Annotated in this window: 20 protein-coding genes, 1 tRNA gene and 1 riboswitch; of the genes, 6 read left to right on the top strand and 15 right to left on the bottom strand. The window is 57.3% G+C overall.

What is annotated here, in order from left to right; translation table 11 throughout:
- Positions 1-90: 90 nt before the first annotated feature.
- Together mprF and NOM06_RS06130 are read left to right on the top strand one after the other, a co-directional pair.
- Positions 91-2,640 carry a bifunctional lysylphosphatidylglycerol flippase/synthetase MprF gene (mprF, locus tag NOM06_RS06135; protein WP_255910473.1) on the top strand — a complete coding sequence of 850 codons (2,550 nt, stop codon included), beginning with the start codon at positions 91-93 and terminating at the stop codon, positions 2,638-2,640.
- Positions 2,641-2,651: 11 nt separating this feature from the next.
- The gene (locus NOM06_RS06130) at positions 2,652-3,374 is read left to right on the top strand and encodes an AcvB/VirJ family lysyl-phosphatidylglycerol hydrolase (protein ID WP_124929272.1); all 723 of its coding nucleotides are present in this window, start codon (positions 2,652-2,654) and stop codon (positions 3,372-3,374) included.
- Positions 3,375-3,651: 277 nt separating this feature from the next.
- On the opposite strand, the gene NOM06_RS06125 is transcribed toward NOM06_RS06130, so the two are convergent.
- A tRNA-Ser gene (locus NOM06_RS06125) sits at positions 3,652-3,739 on the bottom strand.
- A 134-nt stretch (positions 3,740-3,873) separates the two neighbouring features.
- Entirely contained in the window at positions 3,874-4,329 is a 456-nt protein-coding gene (locus tag NOM06_RS06120; protein ID WP_005337119.1) for a YbjN domain-containing protein, read from the bottom strand.
- A 158-nt stretch (positions 4,330-4,487) separates the two neighbouring features.
- Here NOM06_RS06120 and NOM06_RS06115 point away from each other — a divergent pair, with 158 nt between their 5' ends.
- Positions 4,488-5,825, top strand: a complete 1,338-nt coding sequence (locus tag NOM06_RS06115) for a flavohemoglobin expression-modulating QEGLA motif protein (protein WP_255910471.1) — start codon at positions 4,488-4,490, stop codon at positions 5,823-5,825.
- 80 nt (positions 5,826-5,905) lie between these two features.
- On the opposite strand, the gene NOM06_RS06110 is transcribed toward NOM06_RS06115, so the two are convergent.
- Positions 5,906-6,487, bottom strand: coding sequence for a thymidine kinase (locus tag NOM06_RS06110; protein ID WP_005351181.1), 582 nt, complete (start codon positions 6,485-6,487; stop codon positions 5,906-5,908).
- A gap of 91 nt (positions 6,488-6,578) precedes the next feature.
- Positions 6,579-8,159 carry a Na+/H+ antiporter NhaC family protein gene (locus NOM06_RS06105; protein WP_150389264.1) on the bottom strand — a complete coding sequence of 527 codons (1,581 nt, stop codon included), beginning with the start codon at positions 8,157-8,159 and terminating at the stop codon, positions 6,579-6,581.
- 88 nt (positions 8,160-8,247) lie between these two features.
- A riboswitch (Lysine riboswitch) is annotated at positions 8,248-8,419 on the bottom strand.
- 302 nt (positions 8,420-8,721) lie between these two features.
- On the opposite strand from NOM06_RS06105, the gene NOM06_RS06100 reads away from it, so the two are divergent.
- Positions 8,722-9,126, top strand: a complete 405-nt coding sequence (locus NOM06_RS06100; RefSeq protein ID WP_005337123.1) for an H-NS family nucleoid-associated regulatory protein — start codon at positions 8,722-8,724, stop codon at positions 9,124-9,126.
- A gap of 69 nt (positions 9,127-9,195) precedes the next feature.
- Here NOM06_RS06100 and NOM06_RS06095 read toward each other — a convergent pair whose 3' ends face one another.
- From NOM06_RS06095 to NOM06_RS06075, 5 genes are all read right to left on the bottom strand, one after another.
- Positions 9,196-9,771, bottom strand: coding sequence for a cob(I)yrinic acid a,c-diamide adenosyltransferase (locus NOM06_RS06095; RefSeq protein ID WP_255910469.1), 576 nt, complete (start codon positions 9,769-9,771; stop codon positions 9,196-9,198).
- Positions 9,768-9,998: a DUF3820 family protein gene (locus NOM06_RS06090; protein WP_005337126.1), complete on the bottom strand. Its 231-nt coding sequence runs from the start codon at positions 9,996-9,998 to the stop codon at positions 9,768-9,770. The genes NOM06_RS06095 and NOM06_RS06090 overlap by 4 nt, the downstream gene beginning before the upstream one ends.
- Position 9,999: 1 nt before the next feature.
- Positions 10,000-10,671, bottom strand: a complete 672-nt coding sequence (queE, locus tag NOM06_RS06085; RefSeq protein ID WP_069527953.1) for a 7-carboxy-7-deazaguanine synthase QueE — start codon at positions 10,669-10,671, stop codon at positions 10,000-10,002.
- A 61-nt stretch (positions 10,672-10,732) separates the two neighbouring features.
- Positions 10,733-11,440, bottom strand: a complete 708-nt coding sequence (gene queC / locus NOM06_RS06080; RefSeq protein WP_005337128.1) for a 7-cyano-7-deazaguanine synthase QueC — start codon at positions 11,438-11,440, stop codon at positions 10,733-10,735.
- Between the two features lie 20 nt (positions 11,441-11,460).
- The gene (locus tag NOM06_RS06075; protein ID WP_255910467.1) at positions 11,461-12,084 is read right to left on the bottom strand and encodes a tRNA-uridine aminocarboxypropyltransferase; all 624 of its coding nucleotides are present in this window, start codon (positions 12,082-12,084) and stop codon (positions 11,461-11,463) included.
- Here NOM06_RS06075 and rrtA point away from each other — a divergent pair.
- Entirely contained in the window at positions 12,083-12,676 is a 594-nt protein-coding gene (gene rrtA, locus NOM06_RS06070) for a rhombosortase (RefSeq protein ID WP_255910465.1), read from the top strand. The two genes, NOM06_RS06075 and rrtA, sit on opposite strands and share 2 nt — an antisense overlap.
- Here the strand turns inward: rrtA and pyrF are convergent.
- From pyrF to cmk, 6 genes are all read right to left on the bottom strand, one after another.
- Positions 12,651-13,352 (bottom strand): orotidine-5'-phosphate decarboxylase, encoded by a 702-nt coding sequence (pyrF, locus tag NOM06_RS06065; protein WP_255910451.1) that lies wholly within the window; start codon positions 13,350-13,352, stop codon positions 12,651-12,653. The two genes, rrtA and pyrF, sit on opposite strands and share 26 nt — an antisense overlap.
- Positions 13,353-13,370: 18 nt before the next feature.
- Complete coding sequence (lapB, locus tag NOM06_RS06060) at positions 13,371-14,537, bottom strand: lipopolysaccharide assembly protein LapB (RefSeq protein ID WP_255910448.1); 1,167 nt, start codon at positions 14,535-14,537, stop codon at positions 13,371-13,373.
- A gap of 9 nt (positions 14,538-14,546) precedes the next feature.
- The gene (locus NOM06_RS06055) at positions 14,547-14,831 is read right to left on the bottom strand and encodes a LapA family protein (RefSeq protein WP_005337143.1); all 285 of its coding nucleotides are present in this window, start codon (positions 14,829-14,831) and stop codon (positions 14,547-14,549) included.
- Between the two features lie 158 nt (positions 14,832-14,989).
- A complete protein-coding gene (gene ihfB, locus NOM06_RS06050; RefSeq protein ID WP_005299934.1) occupies positions 14,990-15,274 on the bottom strand; it encodes an integration host factor subunit beta in 285 nt (94 codons plus the stop codon).
- A gap of 92 nt (positions 15,275-15,366) precedes the next feature.
- Entirely contained in the window at positions 15,367-17,037 is a 1,671-nt protein-coding gene (gene rpsA / locus NOM06_RS06045; RefSeq protein ID WP_005337148.1) for a 30S ribosomal protein S1, read from the bottom strand.
- 94 nt (positions 17,038-17,131) lie between these two features.
- Positions 17,132-17,824, bottom strand: a complete 693-nt coding sequence (gene cmk, locus NOM06_RS06040) for a (d)CMP kinase (RefSeq protein ID WP_019444698.1) — start codon at positions 17,822-17,824, stop codon at positions 17,132-17,134.
- Between the two features lie 248 nt (positions 17,825-18,072).
- Between cmk and ribA the strand changes: the two genes are divergently transcribed.
- Positions 18,073-18,666 carry a GTP cyclohydrolase II gene (gene ribA / locus NOM06_RS06035; RefSeq protein ID WP_103251772.1) on the top strand — a complete coding sequence of 198 codons (594 nt, stop codon included), beginning with the start codon at positions 18,073-18,075 and terminating at the stop codon, positions 18,664-18,666.
- Positions 18,667-18,708: the final 42 nt, after the last annotated feature.

Below are 18,708 nucleotides of genomic sequence, written 5' to 3'. Positions count from 1 at the left end.
TTTTCCTGACGAGCGCCTCCCTCGTCCAAACCGGATCCACGACCCGGCCCCCCCTTTGCGGGAAACGGTCAATGACCACAGGAACATGGCATGTGGCGTCATCTGCTTAAATGGCTAGGCCCCTTGTGCAGCTTGCTGCTGCTCGGCACCGCACTGACCGTGCTGTATCACCTGACTCAGGCATGGCACTGGCACGATATTCGTCTGGCCATCTGGTCCCAACCCCTGCCGCGACTGGCGGGCGCCCTGTTGCTGACCCTGCTCAGTTATGGTTGCCTCTGCAGCTATGACATGCTGGCGCTCCATGCGCTGGGCAAACGCCTTCCCTGGCAACAGGTCAGCATCACCTCCTTTATCGCCTACACCTTCTCCAACACCCTGGGATTTGCCCTGCTGACCGGCACCTCGGTACGCTATCGGCTCTACTCAGCCCTCGGTCTGGCGACCGGTGAGGTAGCCCGAGTGGTGCTGTTCTGTTCCATCACCTTTTTCCTCGGCCTGCTGGCGTGGGGAGGTGGCGCCCTACTGACCTGCGATGTATCACAGCTGCTGCCTGACTGGCCGCAGTGGGCAGATACCCTGCTCAGGCTGGCGGGCATGATGGCTCTGCTGTTGGTGGCCTGCTACCTCTGCTGGCCCACACACCGTCTCTCCTGGCGCGAACACAGCCTGATCCTGCCCGGCTTCAAGGTTCGTCTGTTGCAGCTGTTGGTCGCGCTGGCCGACTGGATGGCCGCCGCCGCCGTGCTGTTTGTGCTGTTGCCTGCAGATAGCGTCCCCTACCCTGTGCTGCTCAGTGCCTTCGTGCTGGCCAGCTTCCTCGGGGTACTGGCCCACGTGCCGGGTGGGATCGGCGTGTTCGAAGCGAGCATGAGCCTGCTGCTGGCTCACTACCTGCCAGCCGACAAGCTACTCGCCTCGCTGCTGCTCTATCGCTGCATCTATTACCTGCTGCCTTTTCTCTGCGCCCTGCTGCTCTTTGCGAGTCAGGAGATGCTGCAACAAAAAGCGCGCTGGCAGCGGCTACAGGGGCTGATGAGCGCGGTGCGCGAATTTCTGCCTGCCCTTATCAGCATGGGAACCTTTGCCGCCGGTAGCCTGCTGCTCTGCTCGGGGATGATCCCGACCATGCGCAGCCACATTGAAGCGTGGCTGCAGGTGTTGCCGCTCCACCTGCTCGAGCTCTCCCACGTGCTCGGCAGCGTGAGCGGTATTCTCCTGATCCTGCTGGCGCGCAGCCTCTATCGCCGTCACGACGCCGCATTTCGCATCACCCAGCTGCTGCTGGCACTGGGGATCGCCTTCTCCCTGCTCAAGGGGGGTGACTGGGAGTCAGCCCTGCTGCTCGGCAGCTTCCTGCTCATCATGACCCCCTGCCGCTCCCTCTTCTATCGCAAGGGGTCGCTGCTCTATCCCCAGTACACCCCGGGCTGGCTCATCTCGGTCGGCGCCGTGCTGCTGGGAGCCCTGTGGCTGCTGCTCTTCTCCTACCGTCAGGTGGAGTATGACCACGCCCTCTGGTTCCACTTCTCGCCCCACGGCGGGGCTGCCCGCGGCCTGCGCGCCATGGGGAGCGTGGTGGCCGTGCTGGCCGTTGCCGGGGTTGCCCAGCTGCTTGCGCCGCTGCGCGTAGTCGGTGAAAAACCGGACAAGGAAACGCTGGCGCGCGCTCACGAGCTGGTGGTGCGCGAGGGGGGGATCCACGGCTATCTGGCCCAGTTGCAGGACAAGTCCCTGTTGTTCCACCCCGCCGGCGACGCCTTCCTGATGTATGGCATAGAGGGCAACAGCTGGATTGTGATGGGGGATCCCGTTGGTCGCCCCGAGCAGATCGAAGAGCTGCTCTGGCAATTTCGCGAGCGGTGTGACGAGCACGACGCCAACCCGGTCTTTTATCAGGTCTCGGCCCGCTATCTGCCGCTCTATCTGGAGCTGGGGCTGATCCCCTTCAAGCTCGGTGAAGAGGCGATGGTCGATCTGGCTACTTTCGATCTGGCGGGCAGCCGCCTGCGCAACCTGCGCCAGAGCCACGCCAAGGGCAAACGGGAAGGGTTGACCTTCGAGGTGGTCGAGGCAAGTGCCGTGGCCCCCCTGCTGCCCAGATTGCAGACCGTCTCCGATACCTGGCTGCAGAGCAAGATGGGCAAGGAGAAGGGTTTCTCGGTCGGCCGCTTCGAGCCTGACTACCTGACCTTGAGCCCGGCTGCGCTGGTGTGGCACGAGGGGCAGATCGTTGGCTTTGCCAACCTCTGGGTGAGCGACAACAAGGAGATGCTCTCCATCGATCTGATGCGCTACAGCCTGGATACCGGCACCGCCCCCATCATGGATTTTCTCTTTGTCGAACTGCTGCTGTGGGGCAAGGCGCAAGGGTACGCCAGCTTCAATCTGGGGATGGCCCCCATGTCCGGCTTCAACGATCACCCGCTCAACAGCTACTGGGCCCGTCTTGGCAATACCCTGTTCGTCCGTGGCAGCCGTTTTTACAACTTTCAGGGGCTCAGACGCTACAAGGAGAAATTTTCGCCCCACTGGGAACCCCGCTACCTGCTCTGCAGCAGCAAGCTGGTACTGCCCAGAACCCTGACTCACCTGATCACCCTGATTAGCCGCGGCCCGCTGGGGCTGATCAAGAAATAGGAGCATGGCCAATGAGAGCCTTGATTTTGCTGTTACTCAGTCTCGTACTGCCCGTTTCGTCTTTTGCGGCGCACGCCGCCCCGGTCAAGGATGACCTGAGCCTGATTGAGCTGCCGGTCAAGCAGCCATCCGACGCCCCCATGGTGATCTTTCTCAGCGGCGATGGTGGCTGGGCAGCGCTCGACAAGGGGTTGAGCGCCCAGTTTCAGCTGCACGGCATGCCGGTCGTGGGCTGGAGCTCCCTCACCTACTACTGGAAGAAGAAAACCCCGGAGCAGGTGACCGCCGATCTGGAGCGGATCCTTGATGATTACCAGACTCGCTGGCAGCGCCCCCGCTGGCTGCTGGTCGGTTTCTCGTTTGGTGCCGAGATTGTCCCTTTCGTCATCAACCGGTTGCCGGAGCACTATCGTCAGGGGCTGGTCGGGGCCGTGATGCTCTCCCCCTCCACCAGCTCGGATTTCGAGATCCACGTCAGCGACATGCTGACCCACAAGGCACGCAGCTACCCGACCGAACCTCAGGTGAAGACCATTCGCGATCTGCCGATGCTCTGCCTGCAAGGAGCCGATGACGATGACGGCGACCGCCTCTGCCCCCGTCTCAACCAGCCCAACGTCACCAGCGTCACCCTGCCGGGAGGACACCATTTTGACGATAACTACCCCCAGCTCTATCAGGCCATCACCAAGCATCTGAACCTGCCCCCGGATCCGCTGACTGTGGAGCATTAATCGGTATCACCACGGAATGCCTTTTAAGTACCGAGCAGGGCAAATCAGCGAGCAATGAAAAGGGCCTCTCTTGCGAGAGGTCCTTTAACTGAATTCGACAGCAAGTTTGACAGGATCAGGCTTGGGTTAGGCAACAAGATCATTGCGGCTATTGGCCAATCGGCTCAACCAGATGCTGGGCTATCAACAATGAGGATTTGCAGTCCAATGCTGACAACCGCTCGGGATTGCGCCAGAAAGCAAAAAGCCCTGATGTTTCCATCAGGGCTTTGCAATTTGGCGGTGAGGGAGGGATTCGAACCCTCGATACGTTGCCGTATACACACTTTCCAGGCGTGCTCCTTCAGCCACTCGGACACCTCACCAAATTTTTGTCTGTGGTTTAACGTGTTCAGCCAACACGGTATTCGCTGCGCTGTTGCGCTGGAACGGGGCGTAATTTAGGGGAAAGCCCCGCCCGCGTCAACGGCTTTTTTCACCTGGCGAACCGTTCGAACACTTAATGCACAGATTCCGGTGCGACCTGGATTTCCGGCAGGTTGAGGAAGCCGGAACGTTCGCATTCGGCAACCAGTTCGTGGGTTGCGGCGATGGTGCTTTGCACGAACAACAGGAACTGCTCGACGCTGAGTCCGGCTTTTGTAAAGACGGTGTGGCCGACCACCAGCCGCGGCAGGTTGTCATCGATGATATCGAGGAACACCTTGAGGGAGGGGTACTGCATATTGAGTCGGCCCAGTTCGGCGACCAGCGGCAGCATTGCGGAGGGGCGCACTTCCAGCTCGGAGGAGAACAGCAGGCCTTCCTCTTCCACGAAGATCCGGCTCTCCTGAATACCATCGACCGACTGCAAAGAGACAATGTGGATACCGTGACACTGGTCGCAGACATAGTGCTCGATACGAGCCTGTTGCAACCAACGCATTATCATTTCGGAGCTGGGGATATTCATCATTTCCACGACAAGATTGGGATCAAGGGGCGCAGTCTAAACCAATTTGCTATCAACAAAAAGCACGCCAACCCGATAACCCTGCGGCTCGCTTCTTTTTGGCAAGCGCTATGCATATACTCAGCCAAATCCACGATGACGCTTGCCCCACAGGGGGCCCCATGACTATCCAAGAAAAGTATCGCCTCCATCTGAAATCACTCTCGGATGAGCTGCTGACATTGCAAAAACCCATCCGCATTCTGGATGCCATCAAATGGCCACGCCATCTGCAGGATCGCTTTCTGGCAAGCGGTGGCAGGGAGCTGCCCGCTATCGACAGGCACTTCTATGATGCCCTCCCCCTCGGCTTCGATCCGCGCAACAAGTATCTGGAGCTCAAGGAGCTGCGGGACAGGATCCGCAGAAAGTTGGGGCCACAGGACGATCTTGGCCGGATCCTGCAAGAGACGGTCGATCAGTACATGGTGGTGATCGAGATGCTGCGCCAGCGCGGCCAACCCGATTTTCAGCGTTACAGCCAGCTGCTTTATGGCTCTGCCAGCGATCACCTGCGCGGGGATCGCAAGACTCTCAAGGAGCTGGGCGCCCGCCTGTGCGATATCTTCTCCCTACCCGGCGCCCGCCATCTGGTGCGCCCCTACCCCAAGGAGTTCGAAGGAGAAGCCGCGGTCGCCAAACTGCAGGGCAAGCTGTCGAGCTACTTCAGTGACGGCACTGTGCAGGTGAAGCTGAGCGATGGCATCGTCTCCGATGCAGCGGCCGGTGGCGACTACATCAAGCTCAACTCCCACGCCCGTTTCTCCGAGCTGGACTTGCAGGTGCTGGAGGTACATGAGGGGTGGGTCCATGTCGGCACCACCCTCAACGGTCGCCAGCAGCCTTATGCCACCTGGCTGAGCGCCGGTTCACCGCGGATCACCGCCTGTCAGGAGGGGCTGGCCGTCCTGATAGAGACCCTCACCTTCAGCTCCTTTCCGGATCGGGCCAAGCGTATCTCCGATCGGGTGATGGCCATCGACATGGCCGAGCGCGGCGCCGATTTTATCGAGGTGTTTCAGCACTTCGTGCAGCAGGGCACCAGCGAGCACGACGCCTATAAGATCACCCAGCGGGTCTTTCGTGGCGGCATAGTGGGCGGCGGCGCCTGCTTTACCAAGGATCTCTCCTACGTGCGTGGCTATGTGGAGACGGTCAACTTTATCCGCAGCGCCGTGCTGGAAGGGGTGCCCGAGATCCTGCCAATGCTGTTTGTCGGCAAGGTGACACTGGATGACATTCCGGTGCTCTATCAGCACTATCTGGAGGGGCTGATTGCCGCACCCCGCTATTTGCCGCCGATGTTTCGCGATCTCACCGGCCTCTATGTCTGGTTCGGTTTTGCCTCCGGCATGTCACTGGTCGATATCGGCCGGGTACAGCACCATTTTCGCCAGCTGTTTCAACGCTTGCCGGTGGCCGACCCCATCATTGCGCCGGTGGATATCGAGATCGACTGAACCACAGCGATACAAGTTGGGGAAAATAAAAAGGGCGCCAGATTGGCGCCCTGCTCGACGATTCAAATATCGCAGCCGAATTACTTGTAGGCCCGACCTTCCAGATAGTGTTTGCGACAGAGCGATACATAGCGATCGTTGCCGCCGATCTCCACCTGTTCGCCATCACGCATCACCTGCCCCGCTTCGTTGACCCGGGAGTTCATGTGAGCCTTGTTGCCACACCAGCAGATGCTCTTCAGCTCTTCAAACTTGTCGGCCAGACAGAGCAGATGGTAGGAGCCCGGGAACAGCTCGCCGCGAAAATCGGTCTTGAGGCCATAGGCCATCACCGGAATATCCTGCTCATCGACGATGCGGGCCAACTGGTAGACCTGCTCACGGGTCAGGAACTGGGCCTCGTCCACGATAAAGACATCGATATGTTTCTTTGCATGGCGCGCTTTCACCATTTCAAACAGATCACAGCTGTCGCTGAACACGTCCACCTTCAGCTCAAGGCCAACCCGGGCACTGATCACCCCGACCCCGAAACGGTCATCGATGGCTGGTGTCATCGCCAGAGGATGCATGCCCCGCTCCAGATAGTTGAAGTGCGCCTGAATGAGCTGGGTGGATTTGCCTGAATTCATGGTGGCAAATTTGTAGTGCAGTGAAGCCATGATACTGTTCCGAAACTGAATTTATGGGGCGCATGCTAACCAAAGCCCCTGACAAAACCAAGGGGCCCGCGGGCCCCTTGCTCTATAAATGTTACGCGGTGGCCAGCACTGGCCGCGCTTTGGCCTTTTTCAGGTGATAGCCGGTAAAAAGCACGAACCAGAGGGCGCTGATACTGAAACCGGCCAGGCTGGAGTGCATCAAGCCCATCGCCAGGTAACCGATGGCCGCGCCGAAGGCGATGGCCAGTGCATAAGGCAGCTGGGTCATCACGTGATCGATGTGATGGCAGCCGGCACCGGTGGCAGAGAGGATGCTGGTGCTGGAGATGGGTGAGCTGTGATCCCCGAACACCGAGCCAGCCAGTACCGCAGCCAGCATCGGCAGCATCAGGCTGATGTCGCTGGCGGCGGCCATGTCACCGGCCAGCGGCAGCATGATGCCGAAGGTACCCCAGCTGGTGCCGGTGGCAAACGCCATGGCACAGGAGAGGATAAAGACCACAGCAGGCAGCACTTCGATCGGCAGGTTGCCGTTAGCCAGCGAAGCCAGGTACTTGCCGGTCTCCACATCACGCACCACGGCACCGATGGTCCAGGCGAACAGCAGGATGTTGATGGCCGGCAGCATGGCCATGACACCTTGCGGCGCGGCCTTGATCCAGTTCTTGGCTCCCAGCTTCAGGCGCATCGCCAGACCGATGGAGACCACCAGACTGCACAGGGCACCGTAGACCAGCGAAGAGCCGACGTTGGTGTTTTCGAACGAGCCGAGCACGCTGAACGGCAGCCCCTTCTCGCTCAGCACCGCAGCACCGGAATCGATCATGAAATAGATGGTGGCCGCAGTCAGGGTCAGGATCGGCAGTACCATGTCGATCATGCCGCCGTTGCTCTCTTCCGGGCTCTCCATATCCAGACCGATGGGGCGGCCCTTGGATTCATCCCACAGCTTGCCTTCCAGCGCCCACGCTTCGTGTTGACGCATCGGGCCGATATCGAGTTGGAATGCAATCACCACCAGCACCATGATCAGGGTGAAGACGGCGTAGAGGTTCATCGGGATCATCTCGACAAATGCCGCGATGGGGCTCTGTTCAGTCAGACCGTGGGCCGCCATGATGCCGCCAACCAGGGCGATGATATAAGCCCCCCAGGAGGAGATGGGCATCAGCACGCAGACCGGCGCCGCGGTGGAGTCCAGCAGATAGGCCAGTTTGGCACGGGAGATCTGGAAGCGGTCGGTCACCGGACGGCAGATGGCCCCCACCGACAGGCTGTGGAAGAAGTCATCGATAAAGAAGGCAAACACCATCATGCCAGTCAGGGCTTTGGCGCCCTTGCGGGTCTTGGCACGACGCTCGGCCCACTCGGCAAAGGCACGGGTCGCCCCGGAGACGCTCATCAGGCTGATGAGGCCACCCAGCAGCAGCATAAACAGGATCATGTTGACGTTGTCACGATTGAGCGCGCCATCGACCCAGAAGATCTTGAGCACGGTATTCAACATGTAATGCAGGGATTCGAGGGGTGAAAACTGATTGAGCAGCAAACTGCCGGTGACGATGCCCACACCAAGAGACAGCAGCACGCGGCGGGTCATGATCGCAAGCGCGACAGCCAACAGGGGGGGAAGAACGGACCAACCGGAGTCGGCGAAATGACTAATGTCCATGATCTCTTTGCACCTAAAGATTACAGGTGGAGATCTACCGAGAGGATCTAAAGAAACAAAACCTATGGGGAGGTCATACTCCTCAGCCCCTTCAGGTAGCGCTCCATAGTGGATGACTATGGCAGTCCTGCACCTATTAGATGCAGAACCAGCAGCCCGGTATGATGGCCTGGCCACTTCGGCGCTGACTCCTTTCCTTGTGCATCACAGGCATCACCCTCCGCACAAATACTCATAGGCAGCGCGCCTCTACTTAAAGGTATTCGCCGCACATTTTATCGAGATGGCAGCTTATAGCAAGTTTTTTGATTAAATAGTCACGATAAACATATCTAGGTCGAAAAATGGTAGTCAAATGATGCAATAACACCAGTTTTGACGCTATTTTCACCTACTGCGGTTTCATTGGCATCCAATCTCCAAGCCTATTGCAGGCCATATTAAATATCTGTATTGATGTTCCTCACGGATATTATATTTAACCCGGCTTGACTTATTTAAATCGCCAAGCAAGAATCAGCTAGAACATAATATTTTTCTCTGACTCGACGTGGTAACTCCTATGAATGAATTTTTAAAGGTACTGCTTAATATCCGCAGTCTGCGTGCGACCTGCCGCGAACTTTCTCTGGAACAACTGGAAGAGGCACTGGAAAAACTCTCTGCGATCGTTGCTGAGCGTCAGCAGGATGAAGCTGCCGAGCGTCAGGCCCGTGAAGAGCATCTGCGGAAAATTAACGAATATAGCGAAATGCTGAAAGCCGCCGGTATTGACCCGGCAGAATTGGTAAGCGCTGTCGCTACCAACCCCGGCAAATCAGAAAAAGCCAAGCGGGCGCCACGTCCAGCCAAATATCGCTATCAGGATAATGGCGTAGAGAAAACCTGGACCGGCCAGGGCCGTATGCCTTCGGCTATTGCCAGCGCAGTGGCAGCAGGCAAATCACTGGAAGACTTTGCTATCTGATCTCAATCTCGTTGCTAATAGAAAACCTCGCCAAGGCGAGGTTTTTTATTGCCGCTTAAATGTGACATATCAGATAGCCGATTGCGGGCGATCTGCAGCCTTGACCCACAGCACTTCACGATCCCCTGCCACGCAGATAAGATAGCGGGCCACGGTAAAGAACCAGTCACTCATCCGGTTCAGATAGGGCAGCACCTCGGGGTTGACCCGCTCTTCCCGGCTCAATGTCAGCAGCAAGCGCTCGCAATGACGCACCAGAGTACGCACCACATGTGCTTGCGCCGCGGCACGGGAACCACCGGGCAATATAAATTGGCGCAGCGGCGGCAATGGCTCACTATAACGATCTATCTGCTGTTCAAGGCGAGTGGTCCAGGCGGCATTAACTTGCCAAATTGATTCATTCTGGGCGTCGTTGGAGAATGCCAACTCCCCCCCCAGATCAAACAACTCCTGTTGCAACAGCTGTAAATCAGCCAATAAACCGATCTCTTGCGACGGCACATCACAAATCAGCAAGCCAATATGGGAGTTGAGCTCATCGATATAACCGTAGGTCTCGACCCGCAAATGATCCTTGGGCAACTGGATACCATCGGCCAGCCGGGTCATGCCCTTATCGCCCTGCCTCGTATATATTCTCATACCGACATCCTGTTAATAATGGGAATAATCATGGACTCAAGTCCATTGAGTTTGATTTCGTAAGCCAGCGCCAGCGTCTGGCCCAATTTACCCGCCGGAAAACCGCTGCGCGCCATCCACACCAGATAGGGCTCGGGAATATCGATGATACGCCGCCCCTGATATTTACCGTAAGGCATCTTGTTGGTCAGGGTCAGCAGTACCTGTTCGTCGGATAGCCAATCCATATTAATCGATATCCAGATATTTATGAGTCTGGATTGAGAGTCGCCAGTTACGCGCAATACAGGTATCCATCGCCAATTGGGTGGCCCTTGGCTTCTGGCTGATCGGCTGCAAGGCAATGACCACATCAGGGCGCAGAGTAGCAGTAGCGAGCAGCGCATCCAGCTCTTCAATATGGTGCTCGGTGGCCACCGGATGCTTGATCTCGTTGGCCCGCTCCAGCGCCGAGACCAGCACAGGCAGCCCCCCTTTCATGCCAATTTTGGGGGAGACGGTCACCCAGGTCTGCTCATGGGTCTTGATCTCGCTGGTGCCACTGGTTTCAATCTGCACCTGATAACCCGCCGCCAGCAGGGCTGACGAGAGTTCGTGCAGATCGTAGAGGCAGGGCTCGCCACCGGTGATCACCACATGGCGCGCCTGATAACCTAGGTCGGTAAAGCTCTTGATAATCTGCGCGGTGCTAAGTTGGCTCCAACAATCGGATTCGTTGGAGCGATCCAGCACCGCCGCCTTGCCCACTTCACGAGCCGGATCAACAACCCAGGTATGACGGGTATCGCACCAGGGGCAGCCCACCGGGCAACCCTGCAGGCGAACAAAGATGGCGGGCAGGCCGGTAAAGATGCCCTCCCCCTGGATGGTCTGGAAAATCTCGTTGATTGGGTAGTGCATCTCGATCACGGCTTGTTGCAAAAGTCGCGGATTATACCCCAAGCCACGGCAAGACGCAGGCTCACTCTGCGCTTTTCTCGCCCAGCCCGGTTTTCTCAAACAGTCTGGCCATGATGCCCGCCTTGTCGGCCAGATAGTTGTTCAAGCCGCGACGGCGCAGTTCACACGCAGGACACGTGCCGCAACCGTCACCGGCAATGCCGTTGTAGCAGGTCAGGGTCTGCTGGCGCACCGTGTCGAGGTGACCATAGTGATCCGCCAGTGCCCAAGTCTCGGCCTTGTCGAGCCACATCAAGGGAGTTTCAAAACGGATGCCGCGATCCAACCCCAGCGACACCGCCTGATTGAGGGCCTTGACGAACTCGTCACGGCAATCGGGATAGCCGGAGAAGTCAGTCTCGCAGACACCGGTGATCACCGCTTCGGCGCCCACCTGATAGGCATAGATGGAAGCCAGGGTCAGGAACAGGATATTGCGGCCTGGCACGAAGGTGTTGGGCAGCCCGTTATCCTGCAGCTCGCAGCTGACAGGAATGTCGTCACGGGTCAGGGCAGAGACCGCCAGCTCATTGAGCAGCGTCACATCCATCACCTTGTGGGCAGCGATCCCCAGTGCACTGCCCAGACGGCGCGCGGTGTCGATCTCTTCCCGATGGCGCTGGCCATAGTCGAAGGTGATGGCGTGCACTTCATCATACCGGGCCAATGCCTGCACCAGACAAGTAGTGCTGTCCTGACCGCCGCTGAAAACCACGACTGCTTTTTTCATCTTGATAACTCCTTGAATTGTCACGCGCGGCGGCCTTCGGCAAAGTCCTGCCACTGGGTATTCAACCGATTGAACAGGGTCAGCAAGGGCGCATAGTGCTCCGGCCTCCCCTCCCACCGGGACAAGAGGTGATAGCCCGCCTCTATGGTAGAGAGGGCATCGGGAAAGGGCTTCTTGCGAATGGCATATTGACCGGCAATGGCACCAATACCGATGCGGGGCAAGCAGGCCAGTGCCGGGTTGCTCTGCAACATGCGATAGGCTTTGCGCCAGGTGCCGTCAAGCAAGATAAAGGCGACTGATGCGGAGCCAGAGGATTCACTCTCCCACTGTTGGCGAAGATCGGTCAGCGAAATGGCATCCTCATCCGGCCAGAGCAAATAATAACGACGGGATTGGTCAGCCAGCAGCACATTGAGCCACTCATCGCGGGAAAAGTCCTCCCCCACATGGATCTCGCACTGTTGCAAAGAGGCCGCCAGCAGCGCCGCAGTCCCCTTGGGATGTGCCACCTCGTTGGGGTGCTGCAAGATGTAGAGGGACGTGTGATTGTCAACCGGCACAATATAATCGCACAGGCAGGCTTTGAGGGCTCGGGTGCAACGTGTACAGTATCGACTGTTCTTGTCGTTGGACTGTTTCATGTTGTCAGACAAATCTGGATTGCTCTGGGTTATCACGCTCTCTCTCACCAGCTTGCTACTCTTCTTTACCGTTCCCAATCTTCAGCTCTCCTTCGATCGGCCCTTGATCGCCGGGGGCGAAGGGTGGCGGATCATAACAGGCAATCTGGCTCATACCAATCTGTGGCACCTGCTGCTCAATCTGGGCGGCCTCGCCATCCTCTATAGCCTGTTTCGCGACTATCTGGGTGGGGCTCGCCTGCCGCTGCTGATGTTGCTGCTCTGGTTGGCAGTGGGCTTGGGGATCTGGTGGTGGTGCCCGCAGACCCAGTGGTACATGGGGCTATCCGGCTCGCTGCATGGTCTGTTTGTCTGGGGGGCAATGCAGGATATCCGCCACGGACGCCGCACATCGGGCTGGCTACTGTTGGCAGGGATGGGGCTCAAGCTGGCGATGGACTTCTACAACGCAGGAGAGAGCCCGATATCCACCCTGATCAATGCCAAGGTACACATCGGCTCTCATCTTATCGGGGCCGGTGCAGGCCTGTTGCTCGGCCTGCACCGTGTATCACTGACTGAGCCTGTTACGCACCAACCAGCTCGGCATTGATGCTGGCCAGCATGGCGGCCGGATCGGCAGCCTGCGTAATGGGGCGACCGATAACCAGATAATCGGACCCCGCCTCGACCGCCGCTTTCGGTGTCATCACCCGGCGCTGATCCCCGGCCGCTGAACCGGTCGGGCGAATACCCGGGGTCACCAGCTTGAACTCATCACCCAGCAAGGCTTTCAACTCATGGGCCTCGTTGGCAGAGCAGACAACCCCATCCAGACCGGATGTTTTGGTCAAGGTAGCCAGCCGGATCACCTGCTCGGCCGGGCTTACATCCAGACCAAGAGGGATCATGTCGGACTGCTCCATGCTGGTCAGCACGGTCACGCCGATAAGCAGGGGGGCCTTGTCGCCATAAGGCAGTAGCGCCTCTTTGGCGGCACGCATCATCCGCTCACCACCACTGGCATGCACGTTGACCATCCAGACACCGAGCTCGGCACTGGCTGCCACGGCTTTGGCAACAGTATTGGGAATATCGTGAAACTTCAGATCCAGAAAGACATCGAATCCCTTGGCCACCAGCTGACGTACAAACTGCGGGCCAAACAGGGTAAACATCTCCTTGCCTACCTTGAGACGGCACTGGGCCGGAGAGATACGTTCAACGAACGCTAAGGCATCTGCCTCGTGCTGATAATCCAGCGCTACCAGTACTTTGGGATCTTGCATCTCACATCCTATTGCTTGTTATTCACCGTCCAGACCGCGGATCGGCTTGATGGAACCCCACTGGCGACAAGACGGGCACTGCCAGAACAACGAGTGAGTGGCAAAGCCGCACTGCCGACACTTGTGGGTTGACTTGATTTTGATCTGCTCGCCGACCAGCTGTTGCAGCAGTTCGAGGCTCTCCTTGGCAGGCCCCTCTTCCGCACTGGCCAGCTGAAAACCCACCAGCTGGTAAAAACCTTTCATCGACGGATGACGACGCAGCTGACGCAACACCAGCGAACGGGCCTGGCTCAGGCCATCACGCTCTTCAACCAGCTTGGCAAGGGCCAGGGTCACGCTGACACCGGCGTGATCTTCCACTGCCTTCTCAAGCAGCGGGATCAACGCAGGCGTGCGCCCCAATTGCTGATAGCACTCGAGCAATTTGGGCATTGCCTCGGAGGCAAAGTCGATATCCTGCTCGAACACCCGCAGCAGCTCCTTGCTGGCCTGCTCATACTCCCCCTCAGCCATGGCGAACTCAGCGAGGCGCAAACTGGCCCGGGCACATGCCGGATTGATATTGAGCGCCCGTTTGAGCTTGGCCAGCCCCTCCCCTTTATTGCCCTCACGCAGCGCGATTTCGGCCTGTTCGCAATAGAAATGGGAGATGGGGTCGGCCAGCTTCTTGCCCTGGAATTTTTGCAGACGAACCGCCACATCGATGGCCTTGTCCCAATCCCGCAACTGCTGATGGATAATCAACAACTGTGCCAGCGCCGTCTCTTCAAAATCGCTGTCGTCACACAACTCGTTCCAGAGCGCTTCCGCCCGGTCGAGCAGACCGGCAGCAAGAAAGTCGCGAGCCAGCTCCTGCAGAGCAAGCTGGCGCTGCTCCCGGGTCAATTGGCGGGTTACCAGGTTCTGGTGGATCTTGATGGCACGATCGACCTCCCCACGCTGGCGAAACAGGTTGCCGAGGGAGAGGTGTGTTTCGATGGTTTCACTGTCCACCTCAAGCAGTTGGATAAAGAGATCCACCGCCTTGTCGGATTCATCGGACAGCAAATAGTTGAGGCCCGCCACATACTGGCGGGAAAACTGGTTACTCTGTTTTTGGGTGTCCTGGCGAACACTCCTGCGGCCCATGTACCAACCATAACCGGCGGCGATGGGCAACAGCAGGAAAAGCAGTTCAAGCATTGAGGAACATTATTCCTTACCCGGTGACCGGGCCAGCTCCAACTCGCGGGATTGACGACGCATGGTGCGGTTGAGGGTGCGGTTTTGCATTTTCAGGCGCAGAAACAGCAGGCCGAATACCAGCCAGCCCAGCAAAAAACCGCCAGCGAAGAAGAAGCCCAACAGCATGGCAAGCGAAAACTCACCCTGAGCGATCAGGTAATTGAACTGAACCAGCTGGCCATTTTGTGAGCCCAGCGCCAGGGTCAGAACAAACACCAGCACCAGCGGAATGAGGGCCAAAATACGCTTCATAAGAGCTCCCTGTCAGTATCTAATGAGAGGCTGATTATCCTTAAAATCGCAGGCAGACTCTAGAGTGAATGGGAAAAGAGTTTAAGAAACAAGACGATTGGCACAGGAATCGGTGCCAAAAAGAAAAAAGGCATACCCGAGGTATGCCCATTTCTGCATTATTCAATGATGTTGACGCGCTCGCGCAACTCTTTGCCAGGTTTGAAGTGCGGGACATATTTCCCGGTCAGTTCAACCTTGTCCCCAGTCTTGGGGTTGCGGCCCACACGGGGCGCACGATAGTGCAGTGAAAAACTGCCAAATCCGCGGATTTCAATCCGGTCGCCGTTTTGCAAGGTCGACGCCATCTGCTCAAGGATCTCCTTGATGGCGGCTTCGACATCCTTGGCCGGCATATGCATGCGGCTGGCTGCCAGTTGTTCGATGAGATCTGATTTGGTCATAACGTTAAATCTCCTTCCCCGATCACATGCAATATTCATTTTGCCAGGATAAAAAAGGGCGGCGCAATGCCGCCCTTTTCTTGCATCAAGGATTACTCACCCTTGGCGGCTTTGAACGCTTCCATCATAGCATTGCTGAACACAACTTCTTCTTGTTGGTTCAGGTTATCGATAGCAACACGCTCATCAGCCTCGTCCTTAGCACGGACAGACAGGCTTACGGTGCGGTTCTTACGATCAACGCCCATGAATTTAGCTTCAACTTCGTCACCAACAGACAGCACCAGAGTGGCGTCTTCTACACGGTCACGAGCAGCGTCGGAGGCACGCAGGTAGCCTTCTACGCCATCAGCCAGTTCGATAACGGCACCTTTGGCATCAACCTCGGTAACCTTACCCTTCACGATAGCACCTTTCTTGTTGTCAGCCAGGTACTTGTTGAACGGGTCTTCTTCGATCTGCTTGACACCCAGGGAGATGCGCTCACGCTCCGGATCCACTTGCAGAACAACGGCTTCGATCTCGTCGCCTTTCTTGAATTCACGCACGGCTTCTTCGCCCTGGTTGTTCCAGGAGATGTCAGACAGGTGAACCAGGCCGTCGATGCCGCCATCCAGACCGATGAAGATACCGAAGTCAGTGATGGACTTGATCTTGCCGGAAACACGGTCGCCTTTGGCGTGAGTTTCGGCAAACAGCTGCCACGGGTTGGATTTGCACTGCTTCAGACCCAGGGAGATACGACGACGCTCTTCGTCGATGTCCAGAACCATCACGTCAACCACGTCGCCAACGTTAACAACTTTGGACGGGTGGATGTTCTTGTTGGTCCAATCCATCTCGGATACGTGTACCAGGCCTTCAACGCCTTCTTCGATTTCAACGAAGCAGCCGTAGTCGGTCAGGTTGGTCACGCGGCCAGACAGACGGGTGGTCTCCGGGTAACGCTTGGCGATAGCAACCCAGGGATCTTCGCCCAGCTGCTTCAGACCCAGAGATACACGGGTACGCTCGCGGTCGAACTTCAGAACCTTGACAGCGATCTCGTCGCCAACGTTGACGATTTCGGAAGGATGCTTAACGCGCTTCCACGCCATGTCGGTGATGTGCAGCAGGCCGTCAACACCGCCCAGATCTACGAATGCACCGTAGTCGGTCAGGTTCTTGACGATACCCTTAACTTCTTGACCTTCTTGCAGGTTAGCCAGCAGGCTTTCACGCTCGGAGGTGTTCTCGGTCTCGATCACGGCACGACGGGAAACAACAACGTTGTTGCGCTTCTGGTCCAGCTTGATGACTTTGAACTCGAGTTCTTTGTTTTCCAGGTGAGCGGTGTCACGGATCGGACGCACGTCAACCAGAGAACCCGGCAGGAAGGCACGGATGCCGTTCAGTTCAACGGTGAAACCACCCTTGACCTTGCCGTTGATGATACCGATAACGGTAGCTTGCTCTTCGTAAGCCTTCTCAAGCTGCAGCCAGGCTTCGTGGCGCTTGGCTTTTTCGCGGGACAGCTTGGTTTCGCCGAAACCATCTTCGATAGAGTCCAGAGCCACGTCAACGGTGTCGCCGACGTTGATTTCCAGCTCGCCCATGGCGTTCTTGAATTCTTCAGCCGGGATAGCGGACTCGGATTTCAGACCGGCGTCAACCAGTACGAAACCGTTCTCGATAGCAACGACAGTACCCTTGACGATGGAACCTTGACGGGTTTCAACGGCGTTCAGGGACTCTTCAAAGAGTTGAGCAAAAGATTCGATCATTGTTTATGTCACAAATGAAACATCCACTTGCAATCCGGCACAAGCGGGGCTGTTTTAAATAATCTGCGCCATCCTTGGTGCAGACGACCGGATGTCAGCTTGCGCTGGCATCACCAAGTTGTTGCTCTGCATAGGCGAGTACTGTTGCCAGCACTTCATCTATGGTCATGGCGGTAGAGTCTACCACCAGAGCATCTTCTGCCGGTTTCAGGGGTGCAGTAGCGCGATTTCTGTCGCGATCGTCACGTTCCCGAATCTCGGTTAAAAGACGCTCAAAGTTAACATCAAAGCCCTTATCTTGCAACTGCTTATAGCGACGCTGGGCCCGTTCTTCGGCACTGGCGTCGAGGAAAATCTTCACCTCGGCCTCGGGGAAAACAACTGTGCCCATGTCACGACCATCGGCAATCAGACCCGGGGCCTGACGAAATGCCCGCTGACGGCGCAGCAAGGCTTCGCGCACCCGGGGGAAGGCGGCGATTTTACTGGCAGCATTACCCACTTCTTCGGTGCGGATGGTGCGGGAGACATCTTCCCCTTCCAGGATCACCTTGACCAGATCGCCTTCTACCTGAAATTGCACATCCAGATTGGCAGCCAGCGGCACCAGTGAGGCTTCACTGTCCAGCTCTACATCGTGATGCAGGGCGGCCAGGGACAACACCCGATAGATGGCGCCCGAGTCCAGCAAGTGCCAACCCAGCTTCTCAGCAAGCAGCTGACACAAGGTGCCTTTACCTGCACCACTGGGGCCATCAATTGTCATTACGGGGGCCATCTGAGGCATAACTTCTCTCCTGCACTGTGTTGCTCCCATCCCGAAGGGGTGGGTTAATGGGCGCCGATTATACCCGAATGTGGTGAGCCTGGCAGTCATCAATCCGCACAAAGGGCCAAAACCCCGACGGACAGCTGTGCTTGTATCTCATTTGGAGATTTCATTAAGCAATGCAGGGACTTGTTCTTATGGTCGTTCCTGACAAGGCGCGCTAAACTGGCCCCCTTTTTTGAGCCGTTAGTAGTAAGGAGCAACCTATGAGCAGCGTTACCCTCGTGGCCCAATCCAAATTGCCAACCCCCTGGGGCACCTTCACGCTGGTAGGTTTTCAGGAAACCGGCACAGGCAAAGATCACGCCGCACTGGTAATGGGCGACATTACCGGTGAAGAGCCCGTGCTGGGCCGGATCCACTCAGAGTGCCTGACCGGCGACGCCCTGTTCAGCCTGCGTTGTGACTGCGGTTTCCAGTTGCAGGCGGCCATGGAGAATATCGCCAAAGCCGGTCGTGGCGTGTTGTTGTATGTGCGTCAAGAGGGCCGTGGCATCGGCTTGCTCAACAAGATCCGCGCCTATCACCTGCAGGATCAGGGGGCCGATACCGTGGAAGCCAACGTGGCCCTTGGTTTCGCCGCCGATATGCGCGACTACACCATCTGCGCCGATATGCTCAAGCAGCTTGAGGTCAAGTCTCTCAAACTGATGACCAACAACCCGCGCAAGATGAAAGCGATGGAATCCTTCGGTATTCCGGTGGCCGAACGGGTACCGTTGCAGGAAGGGCGTAATCCCCACAACGAGTTCTATCTGTCGACCAAGGCCAACAAGCTGGATCATATGCTGAAGAAGTGAGCCTGCATTGACGAATACCAGATAGTCAAACGCCTCCTATTC

Source organism: Aeromonas sp. JL9, from assembly GCF_024436075.1.
GTDB classification, from domain to species: Bacteria; Pseudomonadota; Gammaproteobacteria; order Enterobacterales; family Aeromonadaceae; genus Aeromonas; species Aeromonas veronii.
This window is presented reverse-complemented; position numbering and strand designations above follow the sequence as displayed.